The organism is Pseudonocardia sp. ICBG1142 (assembly GCF_020496255.1).
GTDB lineage: Bacteria > Actinomycetota > Actinomycetes > Mycobacteriales > Pseudonocardiaceae > Pseudonocardia.
In genome coordinates, this window is the sequence record NZ_JAHLJC010000030.1 from 2,006,934 (window position 1) to 2,019,301 (window position 12,368).

12 protein-coding genes are annotated in these 12,368 nt (G+C 72.1%); 6 read left to right on the forward strand and 6 right to left on the reverse strand.

Annotation, left to right across the window (positions count from 1 at the left end):
- Nucleotides 1–5 precede the first annotated feature (5 nt).
- Nucleotides 6–1,376, forward strand: a complete 1,371-nt coding sequence (locus KPL59_RS23770; RefSeq protein WP_226352379.1) for an MFS transporter — start codon at nt 6–8, stop codon at nt 1,374–1,376.
- 94 nt (nt 1,377–1,470) lie between these two features.
- Here KPL59_RS23770 and KPL59_RS23775 read toward each other — a convergent pair whose 3' ends face one another.
- Genes KPL59_RS23775 through KPL59_RS23785 form a run of 3 tightly spaced genes read right to left on the reverse strand, consistent with a single transcriptional unit; the run spans nt 1,471 to nt 3,212 of the window.
- Complete coding sequence (locus KPL59_RS23775) at nt 1,471–1,839, reverse strand: hypothetical protein (protein WP_020622389.1); 369 nt, start codon at nt 1,837–1,839, stop codon at nt 1,471–1,473.
- Between the two features lie 52 nt (nt 1,840–1,891).
- Entirely contained in the window at nt 1,892–2,728 is an 837-nt protein-coding gene (locus KPL59_RS23780; RefSeq protein ID WP_226362009.1) for an Fpg/Nei family DNA glycosylase, read from the reverse strand.
- A 28-nt stretch (nt 2,729–2,756) separates the two neighbouring features.
- Complete coding sequence (locus tag KPL59_RS23785) at nt 2,757–3,212, reverse strand: DoxX family protein (RefSeq protein ID WP_060711546.1); 456 nt, start codon at nt 3,210–3,212, stop codon at nt 2,757–2,759.
- A 150-nt stretch (nt 3,213–3,362) separates the two neighbouring features.
- On the opposite strand from KPL59_RS23785, the gene KPL59_RS23790 reads away from it, so the two are divergent.
- On the forward strand, nt 3,363–4,589 hold the full coding sequence (locus KPL59_RS23790) for a threonine synthase (protein ID WP_226362010.1): 1,227 nt from the start codon (nt 3,363–3,365) through the stop codon (nt 4,587–4,589).
- Nucleotides 4,586–5,794 carry an AbgT family transporter gene (locus tag KPL59_RS23795; RefSeq protein WP_226362011.1) on the forward strand — a complete coding sequence of 403 codons (1,209 nt, stop codon included), beginning with the start codon at nt 4,586–4,588 and terminating at the stop codon, nt 5,792–5,794. The genes KPL59_RS23790 and KPL59_RS23795 overlap by 4 nt, the downstream gene beginning before the upstream one ends.
- Here KPL59_RS23795 and KPL59_RS23800 read toward each other — a convergent pair.
- A complete protein-coding gene (locus KPL59_RS23800; RefSeq protein ID WP_226362012.1) occupies nt 5,787–6,551 on the reverse strand; it encodes a transposase in 765 nt (254 codons plus the stop codon). The genes KPL59_RS23795 and KPL59_RS23800 overlap by 8 nt on opposite strands.
- A gap of 131 nt (nt 6,552–6,682) precedes the next feature.
- Here KPL59_RS23800 and KPL59_RS23805 point away from each other — a divergent pair, with 131 nt between their 5' ends.
- Both KPL59_RS23805 and KPL59_RS23810 read left to right on the forward strand, forming a co-directional pair.
- On the forward strand, nt 6,683–7,015 hold the full coding sequence (locus tag KPL59_RS23805) for an AbgT family transporter (RefSeq protein ID WP_226362134.1): 333 nt from the start codon (nt 6,683–6,685) through the stop codon (nt 7,013–7,015).
- Between the two features lie 19 nt (nt 7,016–7,034).
- Complete coding sequence (locus KPL59_RS23810; protein ID WP_226362013.1) at nt 7,035–7,517, forward strand: hypothetical protein; 483 nt, start codon at nt 7,035–7,037, stop codon at nt 7,515–7,517.
- Between the two features lie 3 nt (nt 7,518–7,520).
- On the opposite strand, the gene KPL59_RS23815 is transcribed toward KPL59_RS23810, so the two are convergent.
- Nucleotides 7,521–8,453, reverse strand: coding sequence for a TauD/TfdA family dioxygenase (locus tag KPL59_RS23815; RefSeq protein ID WP_226362014.1), 933 nt, complete (start codon nt 8,451–8,453; stop codon nt 7,521–7,523).
- 358 nt (nt 8,454–8,811) lie between these two features.
- On the opposite strand from KPL59_RS23815, the gene KPL59_RS23820 reads away from it, so the two are divergent.
- The gene (locus KPL59_RS23820; RefSeq protein WP_226362015.1) at nt 8,812–10,791 is read left to right on the forward strand and encodes a M13 family metallopeptidase; all 1,980 of its coding nucleotides are present in this window, start codon (nt 8,812–8,814) and stop codon (nt 10,789–10,791) included.
- Between the two features lie 51 nt (nt 10,792–10,842).
- Here KPL59_RS23820 and KPL59_RS23825 read toward each other — a convergent pair whose 3' ends face one another.
- Nucleotides 10,843–12,204, reverse strand: a complete 1,362-nt coding sequence (locus tag KPL59_RS23825) for an amino acid permease (protein WP_226352384.1) — start codon at nt 12,202–12,204, stop codon at nt 10,843–10,845.
- Nucleotides 12,205–12,368: the final 164 nt, after the last annotated feature.

The window sequence follows — 12,368 nt, forward strand, 5'->3', positions numbered from 1 at the left end:
CTGGCGTGCGCACCGCAACGGAGGGGGACGGCGTGCTGGTCTCGACGGCCGTACGGACGGCGACGAAGCGGCTCATCCCGCTGCTCGCCCTGGCCTATCTGCTGAACTACATCGACCGGGTCAACGTCGGGTTCGCGTCGCTGACGATGAACGCCGACCTGGGCCTGTCCGCGGCCGCCTACGGTCTGGGCGCCGGCCTGTTCTTCGTCGGGTACTTCTTCTTCGAGGTCCCGTCCAACGTGATCCTGCACCGGGTCGGGGCGCGGATCTGGATCGCCCGGATCATGGTGACCTGGGGCGTCGTCGCGTCGTCGACGGCGTTCGTCCAGGGCGAGATCGGCTTCTACGTCGTGCGGGTGCTGCTCGGCATCGCCGAGGCCGGCTTCTTCCCGGGCATCATCCTGTACCTGACCTACTGGTTCCCGAGGGTCGAGCGGGCGCGGATCGTCGCCCTGTTCTTCCTGGCCGTGCCGCTGTCCTCGGTCGTCGGTGGGCCGCTGTCGACGTGGCTGATCTCGATCGGCGACGGCGCCCTGGGCTTCGACGCCGGCTGGCGTTTCATGTTCTTCGTCGAGGGCATCCCGGCGGTGCTGCTGGGCATCGCGGTGCTGTGGCTGCTGCCGGACCGTCCGACCCGGGCCCGGTGGCTGCCCACCGACCAGGCGGTCGCGCTGGAGGAGCGGATCGCCGCCGAGGACGCGGCGGCGGCCGGGCAGGACCGCGGGGTCGCCGCCGCCCTGCGGGACGGCCGGGTGGTGGCCCTGTCGGTCGTCTACTTCGGGATCGTGTTCGGGCTCTACGTCCTGGCGTTCTTCCTCCCCCAGATCGTCGCCGGGTTCGAGCAGCAGTTCGGCGCCGACTACTCGCTGGTCGAGGTCGGCCTGATCACCGCGGTGCCGTACGCGATCGCGTCGGTGACGATGCTGCTGTGGGCCCGGCGCTCCGACCGCAGCGGGGAGCGGCCGCTGCACGTGGCCGTCCCCGCCGTCGTGGGGGCGGTGGCGATCGCGGGCGCCCTGTACATGGACTCGCCGTTGCTGGTCATGGCCTGCGTGACCGTCTGCGCGATCGGGGTCTTCGCCGCGATCCCGCCGTTCTGGTCGCTGCCGAACGCCTTCCTCACCGGCGCCGGCGCCGCAGCCGGGATCGGGTTGATCAACTCCTTCGGCAACCTGTCCGGGTTCGTCGGTCCGTTCGTCGCGGGATGGCTCAAGGACCTGACCGGTGACTCGCGGGCCGGGATGTGGGTGGTCGCGGTGATGATGCTGATGTCGGCGGCGATCGCGATCGGCTTCCGCCGGACCGCGCAGCGCGCTGCGGCGGCGGAGGCAGCGGCGGCGGAGGCGACCGACCGGGCGGTCGACCCTCGACGGTGACCGACCGGTCGCGGCGGCACCGCGGAGCGCGCACCGGTACGGGCCGTGGGACCCGGCCCGGCGCACGCGCTCGGGGGATCGGCCCCCGAGCAGGTCAGTACCCGATCGCGCTCGCGTAGTGGACCGCGCCGAAGGCGACGGCGGACGCGGCCACGGCGAGGGTGGCCAGCGCGAACGGCCAGGCCGGACGACGTTCGACGACCCGCAGCACGGTCATGGCGAGACCGGCCACGCCGGCGGCCGCGGCGACCACCAGCGAGCCGCCGACCGACACGAGCACGGCCGACGAGCTGCACGTGCGCGGCGGGCAGTACTCGAAGAAGGCGACCAGGAAGACGGCGCCGAAGATCCCGAGCGCGACCAGCATCCCGGTCACGACGAGCGCGGCCCCGGACAGCGCCGCGTCCCACCGGACGATCGGCCGGCGCCGCGTCTCCGGACGCACGGGACCGGTCGACAGCATGGCGCCAACGGTACCGCTACCGGCCGGTACAGGACAGATCGGACATCGGTCGTCACCGTTCGGTGAGCGGCCGCGCGGAGGATCCCGACTGGCAACCGGGGCACCAGAAGAGGTTCCGCGTGCGGACCTCGGCGTGCGCGATCGGGGCGCCGCAGACCAGGCAGGGCTGCCCGGTGCGGCGGTAGGCGTAGACGACGCTGGCGCACACCGCGCCGCGGTCGGGCGGCCCTAGCAGGGCCGGGTCGTGCTCGGGACGCAGCGTCTCGATCCGGCCGCACCGCTCGCCGTCGTGGAGCATCGCGGTCAGGTCGTCCCAGAGCAGCGCGAAGGACCGGTCGTCGAGGTCACGGGCCGGGGTCATCGGGTCCAGACCGGTACGGAACAGCGTCTCGGCACGGAAGACGTTGCCGATGCCCGCGATCACCGACTGGTCCATGAGCACCGCTGCCAGCGGGGCCCTGGAGCGGGCGAACCGCTCCCGGACACGGGCCGGGTCCGCGTCGTCGCGCAGCGGATCCTCGCCGAGCCGGGCCCGCAGCTGCGCCACCCCGGCGTCGTCGAGCAGCTCGCAGGCGGCCGGACCGCGCAGGTCGGCGTAGTGGGTCTCGCCGACGATCCGCATCCGGACCTGGCCGCGCGGCGGCTCCCGGGGCAGCTCCCGGTTCGGGAACCGGCCCCACAGCCCGAGGTGGACGTGCACGGTGGTGTCCGGACCGTAGTGCTGGAACAGATGCTTGCCGTGGGCCTGCACGTCGACCAGCACCCGCCCGTCGACGATCTCGGCTCCGGTGCTGAACCGGCGCTGCGGACTGGACACCGCCACCGGCCGGCCCGCGTAGCGGCGGCGCTGGAGCCGCGCGAGCCGGTGCACGGTGTGTCCCTCGGGCATGCGGCGGGATCCCCCGCGGGGGCGGGTCCTACTCCCCCGAGGAGACACCCACCGCGTGCCGGGCCGGGGTGCGGCCGCGTCCGGCGACGAGCGCATCGACCGAGAACCGCCCCGGTCCGGCCGCGGCCAGCGCGAGCCCGCCCGCGGCGATCACGCCGACCAGCTCCCAGCCGCCCGAGTCGACGAACGGGTTCAGACCGACGTGCGCGAACAGGTAGGCCCCCGCCATCGCGACGACGACGGCGAGCCCGGCGACGGTCGTCGCGGCACCGGCAAGCAGCAGAAGGCCACCACCGAGCTCGACCGCGATCACGAACAGCGCGGACACGGTCGGCAGCGGGATGCCCATGCCGGCGAAGCCCGACGCGACACCGCCGACTCCGTTCGAGAGCTTCTGCAGACCGTGGGCGACGAGGACGACGCCGACGAGCAGCCGGACCAGCAGGAGTGCGATGTCGGAGAACGGCGTGGGAAGCGGGCGCATGGATCCCTCTCGATCGTTGAACGTTCACGCTTTCGCTGTCCGAGGCTACCGGATCGTCCGAAAGGCGTAGTCGTGTCCGCGGTCACTTCCCGCGGGGGCGCTGTCGCCCTCCGGGTTGCGCCGCGGCACGACGGGCGATCAGGTGGACCCGTGCCCGACTTCTCGACGCTGTCCCACCTGGAGTGCTCCCGCACCGGCGAGATCCTCGACGCCGACACCGTGCAGGGCACCTCGGGCTCCGGCGCCCCGCTGCTCGCCCGCTACGACCTGGACCGCGCCCGCACCCTGGTGACCCCGGCCGACATCGCCGCCCGCCCGCCGGACCTGTGGCGCTACCACGAGGTGCTGCCCGTGCGGGACCCCGCGCACGTGGTGACGATGGGCGAGGGCATGACCCCGCTGCTGCCGCTCCCCCGGGCCGGTGCCCGTCTCGGGCTGCCGGGCCTGCGGATGAAGGACGAGGGCCTGGTCCCGACCGGGGCGTTCAAGGCCCGCGGTGCCGCCGTCGGCGTCTCCCGTGCCGCCGAACTCGGCGTCCGCGCGGTCGCGATGCCCACCAACGGCAACGCCGGTGCCGCCTGGGCGTGCTACGCCGCGCGGGCCGGGCTCGGCGCGCTGATCGCGATGCCGGTCGACGCCCCGGAGATCACCCGGCGCGAGGTCGTCGTCTCCGGCGGGGAGCTGTACCTGGTCGACGGCCTGATCGGCGACGCAGGCAGGCTCGTCGCCGACGCCGTCGCCCGCCGCAACTCCGACGGGGCCGGGTACCAGGACACCTCGACGCTGCGCGAGCCGTACCGCATCGAGGGCAAGAAGACGATGGGCTACGAGATCGTCGAGCAGCTCGGCTGGCGCTGCCCGGACGTGATCCTCTACCCGACCGGCGGCGGCGTCGGGATCATCGCGATCCACAAGGCCCTGGCGGAGATGCGGGAGCTGGGCTGGATCTCCGGTCCGCTGCCGCGGCTGGTCGCGGTGCAGGCCACCGGGTGCGCCCCGATCGTCGACGCGTTCGAGGCCGGGCTGCGCGAGTCGACCGCCCCGGCCGACCCGCACACGGTCGCGTTCGGGATCACCGTGCCCAAGGCGCTGGGCGACTTCCTCGTCCTCGACGCCGTGTACGACACCGGCGGGACCGCCGTCGCCGTCTCCGACGACGAGCTGCTCGCCGCCGAGCACGCCCTCGCCCGCGACGAGGGCACCTGGATCTGCCCGGAGGGCGCGGCCTGCGTCGCCGCGGCGGGCCGGCTGCGGGAGTCGGGCTGGCTCGACGGGTCGGAGACGGTCGTCGTGCTGAACACCGGCAGCGGGCTGATCTACCCCGACACCGTGCCCGCCGACGCGCCGGTGCTGGCGACCGACGGGCGCATCCCGTGACCGCGGCGTACCGGCCCGGACCGGTGATCCGGGGCATCGAGCGGGTCGGGAACCGGGTGCCGCACCCGTTCTTCCTGTTCTGGATCCTCCTGCTGCTACTCGGGGTCGGCTCGGCGGTGCTGGCCGCGAACGGGGCGACCGCGCAGCTGCCGGGCGCCCCGCAGGCACAACCGGTCCGCGACATCCTGTCCGTGGCGGGCCTGCAGCAGCTGCTCACCACCATGGTGGACAACTTCATCGGCTTCCCGCCGCTGGGCGTGGTGCTCACGATGCTGCTGGGCGTCGGGATCTGCGAGCGCACCGGGCTGCTGCGGTCGCTGGTGAACATCGCGCTGACCCGGGTGCCGCGGCGCTTCATGCCCTACGCGGTGGCGTACCTGTGCGTTCAGGGCCACTTCATGGGCGACGCGGCGATGGTGATCCTCCCCCCGCTGGCGGCGCTCGCGTTCGCCTCGGTGGGGCGGCATCCGGTCGCCGGGGCGCTCGGCGCGTTCGCGGCGACGGCCGTCGGCTACGGCTCCGGGCTGATCGTCGGTGCGCTGGACGCGAACCTGGCCGCGCTGACCGAGTCGGTGCTGCCGCCGGGGACACCGCCGGACATCGGCGTCGGGGTGCTCATGAACTACTGGTTCCAGGCGGTGTCGGCGCTCGTGCTGCCCGCGGTACTCGGCTGGATCCTGGTGCACCGCGTCGAGCCGGGGCTGCCCCCGGTCGACCCGGAGCCGGACGCGGCGGGTGAGCCGGACACGACGGTCACTGCGCGGGAGCGGCGCGCGCTGCGGGTGGCGGGCGTCGCCCTCGCGGTGTGGCTGGCCTGCGCGCTGGCGGCCTGGCTCGTGCCCGGCGGCCCGCTGCAGGGCGACGACGGGTCCCTGATCGACTCCCCGTTCCTCGACGGGATCGTCCCGCTGCTGTTCCTGACCTTCCTCGTCACCGGCCTGGCCTACGGCATCGCCGCGGGCGTGGTGACCCGCCCGTCGGACGTGCCGGAGATGATGGCCGAGTCGCTGAAGGGGATGCTCGGGTTCGTCGTCATCGCCTTCTCCGCGGGCCAGTTCATCGCGATGTTCACCTGGAGCGGGGTCGGGACGTGGCTGGCGGTGGAGGGGTCGGCCGGGCTGCGCACGATCGGCCTGACCGGGCTCGGCGCATTGCTGCTCGCGCTGGTGCTGTGCACGGAGGCTTATTCAGGCTCCGTCAGGTAAGTGTGTAGAAGATGAGTCCGATGACTGCCGAGATTGTCGTTTTAAATGTGGCGTAGGGCCGCCGGTAGTCTGCGTGGAGAACTTTCCACGTTTTGATATGGGCGATGACTCGTTCGATGGTGGCGCATGTGTGGTTGAGGCTCTTGTTGAATGTTTTTTGCCAGTCGAGAAGTTCCCGGCCGGGTGGTTTTTTGAACGGGGTGAGCATGCCGCGCCCGATGTATCCTTTATCGCCGATCGGGGGGTATGTGGCGAGGTGGTCGAGGGCGCCGGATTGGTCGAGGCAATATAGGTCGTGTCGGGAGCCTGGGGTCGGGTCGGAGATCCACGACAGCTGCCCTTCCAGGGTGGCTGCGACCTGGACGACGACGCCGGTGGTGCGATGCTTGCCCGACCACAGACCCGGCACCGCGGCCCATGACCAGCAGGGCAGCAAGGTTCCATCGATGATGTACTGCCGATCGGCACGAAGCTCCTCTGCCGTCGGAACGACACTCCGCAGCGCCTGTGCCAGCAACGGTGTCACCCCCGTGATCGCTCGACTAACCGTCGACTGCGACACCCCATAGGTTTCCGCCAACTCCCACTGCACACGATTCCCGCGCAGATACGCCAACGTGATCACCACCGACCAGAACAACCCCAGAACCGGCGGCCAAGACAAACGTGCCTCCGTCGCGTCCCGCTGATCCTGCTCATACACTATAGCGACAAGATCCTGAATTTCATCACGCCGGAAACCAGTGGTATAGTACATACTGCGGCAGCCCGTTCATCTCGGATTGATTCGGCAAACCAATATTCGCGATGGACGGGCTGTCGCCCAACCCGACACGCCGGGCTAGATCGTTATTTCACGGGGCCTGAATAAGCCTCTCGGTGCTGGCGATGGTGGTGTTCTCCGGGGCGTCGCTGTGGACGGTGCTGGCGCCGGTACTGGTGCCGGTGTTCGTCGGGCTGGGCCTGCACCCGGCGGTCATCCAGGCGACCTACCGGATCGGTGACGCGATCACCAACCCGATCTCGCCGCTGAACCCCTACCTGTACGTGCTGCAGCTGACCTGCCGTCGCTACGACCGCTCGTTCACCCTGGGCGCGGTGTTCTCGCGGATGGCGATGTTCGTCGTGCCGGTGTTCGTGGTGTGGGTGGTCATCCTCTGCGTGTTCGTCCTGCTGGGGCTGCCGCTCGGCCCGGGGACGACGATCCGGCTGGCCGGGTGAGCACCGGTAGCCTGCGGGCGTGTCACTCCTGCGCCCCGGATCCGAGCCCTCCCCCGCACCGCTGTCGCGGTACTGGCGGACCTACGTGGCCGAGTACACCGAGCAGGTGCAGCGCTTCCACCGGATCACCACGGTGATCTCGGCGATGCAGGTGCGGACGTGGCTCACCGAGATCGGCAAGCGGCTGGACTCGGAGCTGGAGGCGGTGCAGCGCCTGGCCGCCGTCGGCGACTCGATCGAGCCCGCCCGGTTCCGGCTCACCGAACCGCCCGCCAAGCGGATCGCCGCCCGGCTGAACAAGGCCAAGGCGTCGCTGAAGCAGTCGGTCGACCAGGCCGCGGAGATCGCCGAGCAGGCGGTGCTGGACCCGACCCACGACGACGTCCGGGTGCACCTGAAGGTCCTCAACGAGCAGGTCGGGCGGCTGGCGATCGCCGCCCCGATGGAGGACGAGCCCGCCGACCGGCCGCGCCGCCGCCGGTGGGGCGGCGCGGCCTCCTGACCGTCAGAAGGGTCGGTCGCCCGCGATCGCGACACGCTCGGCGACCCGGGTGTGCGGGTGGTAGTCGCCGACCGCGTAGTGCTGGGTCGCCCGGTTGTCCCAGAACGCGAGCGTCCCCTCGGACCAGCGGTAGCGGACCTGGAACTCGGGCACGTGGGCCTGGGCGAACAGGTGCCGCAGCAGCGCGTCGGACTCCTCGCGCGGGAGCCCGACGATCTCCGTCGTGAACGAGGCGTTCACGAACAGCGTGCGGCGCCCGGTCTCCGGATGGGTCCGGACGACGGGGTGGGTCACCGGCGGGAACAGGTCGCGGCCACGGGCCAGCCGCTCCGGGTCCAGGAACCGGGCGAAGCCGGGCACCATGTCGTGCACCGCGACGGCGTCGTCGATGCGCGTCCGCACCTCGTCGGTGAGGTTGTCGTAGGCGACGGCCATGTCGGCCCACATCGTGTCCCCGCCGAACGGTGGCGTCTGCACCATCCGCAGCATGGCGCCCATGGCGGGTGCGGGACGGAACGTGGTGTCGGCGTGCCAGATGTTCTCGTAGGTGCGCCTGCCGGTGCCGAAGCGGACGACGTCGGCGGCGTCGCCGGTGTCGAGCATCGGGTTGGTCTCCAGGTCGCCCCAGAGCAGCGCGAGCTCGCGCTGCCGGTCGCTGGTGAGGTGCTGGCCGGGGAAGAACAGGACCTTCCACTCCAGCAGGGCCCGGTGCAGCTCGGCCCGCAGGTCCTCGTCGACGCGGTCACGCAGGTCGATGCCGGTGATCTCGGCGCCCAGGGTGCGCCCGAGCGGGGTGAGGGTGAAGGCCTCGAAGTCCGCGCCACATCGGTCCGCCCCGTCGCCCGGGAGGCGGGCCAGCAGGCGCTCACCCTCCAGGAGATCGACGGCGGGTGTGGAACGGGGCCGGGTGACCGGCGCATCGAGGTGGATCGTCACGTCCGCGATGGTGCGTCCGCCGTCCGGTGGTGGACAACCAGGCGTCCACTGCGCGGTGACCTGTCCGGACACCTTCGGCGCGCACCGCCCCGGACCCGGTGGAGTCGACCAGCCGGCACCGGCCCGTCGCGCTCGTACCCGGTGCCGCCGCCGCTCGGTGCCGCCGCTCGGTGCCGCCGCCACTCGGTGCCGCCGATCCGCCCCGTCCGTCCCGTCCGTCCCAAGGATGTGACGGTTGTGAACTCGCTTACCGGGTAAGCGGATTCGCAGCACTCCCACGTCCGCGACGGACCGGGCCGCGCGGGCGTGCCGGCGTCGGTTGCTCGAAACCGTCGCACCCGGCAGGCAGGATGGACCCATGACGACCACCGAGTCCCCGACCGAGAAGCGCTCCGGTCTCGACCTCAGCTGGGTCGACCCGGACGTCCGTCCCCAGGACGACCTGTTCGCCCACGTGAACGGCCGGTGGCTGGCGACCCACGAGATCCCCGACGACCGTTCGCAGGACGGTGCGTTCCGCGTCCTGCGCGACCGGGCCGAGGACCAGGTCCACGAGATCGTGGAGGAGTGCGCGGCGTCGTCGGAGCCCGGCACCGAGGCCCGCAAGATCGGCGACCTGTACCGCTCGTTCATGGACGTCGAGCGGGTCGAGGAGCTCGGCACCGCGCCGCTGCGCCCGCTGCTCGACGAGATCTACGCCGCCACCGACCGGGCCGCGCTCGCGACCGTGCTCGGCCGGCGTCAGCGCGAGGGCCGGGCCGCGCTGTTCGGCGAGTTCATCGCGACCGACCTCAAGGACTCCTCCCGATACCTGGTGAACCTCAACCAGGCCGGGCTGGGCCTGCCCGACGAGTCGTACTACGGCGACGAGGGCGAACCCGAGATCCGGGCCAAGTACGTCGAGCACCTGCGGCGCCTCGCCGAGCTGGTCGGGCTGGCCGAGCCGGAGCGCGTCGCCGAGCAGGTCATGGACCTGGAGACCGCGCTGGCCGACGCGTCCTGGGACCGGGTCCTCAACCGCGACGCCGAGAAGACCTACACCCTGATGACCCGCGAGGAGCTGCGCGCCGCGGCCCCTGGCTTCGACTGGGCCGAGTGGGAGTCCGCGCTGGGGGTGCCCGCGCACGCCTACGACGAGGTGATCGTCCGCCAGCCGAGCTTCGTCACCGCCGCCGGTGAGCTGTGGGCCGGGCGCCCGCTGGAGCAGTGGCAGGCGTGGCTCGCGCTGACCGTCGCCGGGTCGTGCGCGGAGTTCCTCTCCGCGGACCTGGTCGAGGCCGACTTCGACTTCTTCGGCCGCACCCTGTCCGGCACCCCGGAGCTGCGCGAGCGCTGGAAGCGCGGGGTGTCGCTGGTGGAGGGCGCGCTGGGCGAGGCCGTCGCGAAGATCTACGTCGAGCGGCACTTCCCGCCCCGGGCCAAGGAGCGCATCACCGAGCTGGTCGACAACATCGTCGAGGCCTACCGCCGGTCGATCTCCACCCTGGACTGGATGAGCCCGGCCACCCGGGAGCGGGCGCTGGACAAGCTCGGCAAGTTCACACCGAAGGTCGGCTACCCGGACTCCTGGAAGGACTACTCCGACCTGCAGATCGACCCGGCCGACCTGCTCGGCAACGCGGGTCGCGCGGCCCAGTGGCGCCACGACTTCGAGTACGCCAAGCTCGGCGGCCCGGTCGACCACGGCGAGTGGCTGATGACCCCGCAGACGGTCAACGCCTACTACCACCCGCGGCTCAACGAGATCGTGTTCCCGGCAGCGATCCTGCAGCCGCCGTTCTTCGACGCCGACGCCGACGACGCCGCGAACTACGGCGGCATCGGCGCGGTCATCGGCCACGAGATCGGGCACGGCTTCGACGACCAGGGCTCCCGCTACGACGGCGACGGCAACCTCACCGACTGGTGGGAGTCCGCCGACCGGACCGAGTTCGAGTCCCGCGCACAGATGCTGATCGACCAGTACGACGGCCTGTCCCCCGCCGGGCTGCCCGACCACAAGGTCAACGGCTCGCTGACGGTCGGCGAGAACATCGGCGACCTGGGCGGGCTGACGATCGCGCTGAAGGCGTACGCGATCGCGCACGAGGGCTTCGAGCCGCCGGTGATCGACGGTCTGACGGGTGAGCAGCGGGTGCTGTTCGGGTGGGCGCAGGTGTGGCGGGCGGTGACCCGCGACGCGGAGGCGATCCGGCGGCTCACCACCGACCCGCACTCGCCGCCGGACCTGCGGTGCAACGCGGTCGTCACGAACCTCGACACCTTCCACGAGGCGTTCGGGGTGACCGAGTCCGACGGGCTCTACACCGACCCGGACCGGCGCGTCCGGATCTGGTGACACGGTCCCCCGCGCCGGCATGACCTGCAGGCGCGGGGGTATCGGTCCCCTTCACGACAGCGTGACCCGCCGGCGACGGCGCCGCACCACCAGGTAGACCACGACGAGCAGGACCAGGAAGGGCACACCCGCCTGCGCCGCCGTCGCGAACTGGGTGGTGAACGGCGTCGTCGCCAGCACCGCGGCGACGAACAGCATCGCCGCGACCGTCGTGTACGGCGCGCCCCAGAGGCGGACCGGGGATGCCTCGCCGGCTCCCGACCGGCGGAACGCGAGGTGCGCGGCGAAGATCAGCAGCCAGGTCACCAGCGCCCCGAACAGGGCCAGCCCGACGAGCAGCGGGAACGCGGTGGCCTCGGCGAATACCGAGACCAGGGACGCGAGGGCCAGCCCGACCGCGGACAGCGCGAGTGCTCGCTGCGGGGCGCCGTGCCGGTTGACCCGGGCCAGCGAGCGGGGCGCGTAGCCGTCGCGGGCCAGCGAGTAGGTCATCCGCGCGGTCACGTAGAGGTTGGTGTTCATCGCCGACAGCGCCGCGGTCAGCACGACGAGGTTCATCACCGTGGCCGCCGCGGGCACCCCGGCCTGGGCGAAGAGCCGCACGAACGGCGACTCGGCGACGTCGTCGCCGGTGGTCACGGTGTTCCAGGGCACCAGGGTCACCACCACCAGCATGGCACCGACGTAGAAGATCGCGAGCCGCAGGACGGTGCGCCGGGCGGCCCGTGGGATGTCGCGCACCGGGTCCGACGACTCGGCCGCGGTGACGGCGACGGCCTCGGTGCCGAGGAACGAGAAGGTCACCACGGTCAGCGCGAGCCAGATCGCGCCGATCCCGTTCGGGGCGAACCCGCCGTGCGCGGTGAGCGCCCCGAGTCCGACCGGTTCCTGCCCGGGCAGCCCGAACACGATCGCGACGAGCCCGACGGCGATGAACGCCACGATCGTCACGACCTTGATCATCGCGAACCAGTACTCGGTCTCGCCGAAGAAGCGCACCGCGCCCGCGTTGACCGCCAGCATCGCCACGGAGAACCCGACGACCGGGATCCACAGCGGCAGGTCGGGGTACCAGAACGTCAGGTAGAGCCCGGCGGCGACGACCTCGCTGCCGATGTTCACGACCTGCGCGGCCCAGTACATCCAGCGCTGCACGAACCCGGCGCCGGGCCCGAGGTAGCGCTGGGTGATGGGCCCGAACCCGCCGGCCTCGGGGTGGCGCACCACCATCTCGGCCAGCGCGTAGGCCAGGACCAGCGCGACGACCGCGGCGACGACGTAGGCGACGATCACCGCGGGACCGGCGAGGGAGATCGCGAGCCCGGAGCCGAGGAACAGCCCGGTGCCGATCGCGCCGCCCACGGCGATCATGCCGATCTGGCGCCCGTCGAGTTCGCGGCGCAGGCCGTCCATGGTGCTCCCCGTGCGGTACCGCTCCCCCGGCCCGGGATGGCGGGCGGGGCGCGCCCTCGCGCCGCCGGCCGACGGGCCGGGCGGTGCGGGGCGCAACGGGCACCGATGCTCGCACGCGGTCCGAGGCCGACGACCTCAGGCCCCGGCGCCCGGCTCGCGCCGGG

Coding starts and splice junctions, on each gene's coding strand:
- KPL59_RS23775 (WP_020622389.1), bottom strand. CDS start 1,839: ATGCTGTCGACCGGTCCCGTGCGTCCGGAGACGCGGCGCCGGCCGATC.
- KPL59_RS23780 (WP_226362009.1), bottom strand. CDS start 2,728: ATGCCCGAGGGACACACCGTGCACCGGCTCGCGCGGCTCCAGCGCCGC.
- KPL59_RS23785 (WP_060711546.1), bottom strand. CDS start 3,212: ATGCGCCCGCTTCCCACGCCGTTCTCCGACATCGCACTCCTGCTGGTC.
- KPL59_RS23800 (WP_226362012.1), bottom strand. CDS start 6,551: ATGTACTATACCACTGGTTTCCGGCGTGATGAAATTCAGGATCTTGTC.
- KPL59_RS23805 (WP_226362134.1), top strand. CDS start 6,683: ATGGTGGTGTTCTCCGGGGCGTCGCTGTGGACGGTGCTGGCGCCGGTA.
- KPL59_RS23820 (WP_226362015.1), top strand. CDS start 8,812: ATGACGACCACCGAGTCCCCGACCGAGAAGCGCTCCGGTCTCGACCTC.
- KPL59_RS23825 (WP_226352384.1), bottom strand. CDS start 12,204: ATGGACGGCCTGCGCCGCGAACTCGACGGGCGCCAGATCGGCATGATC.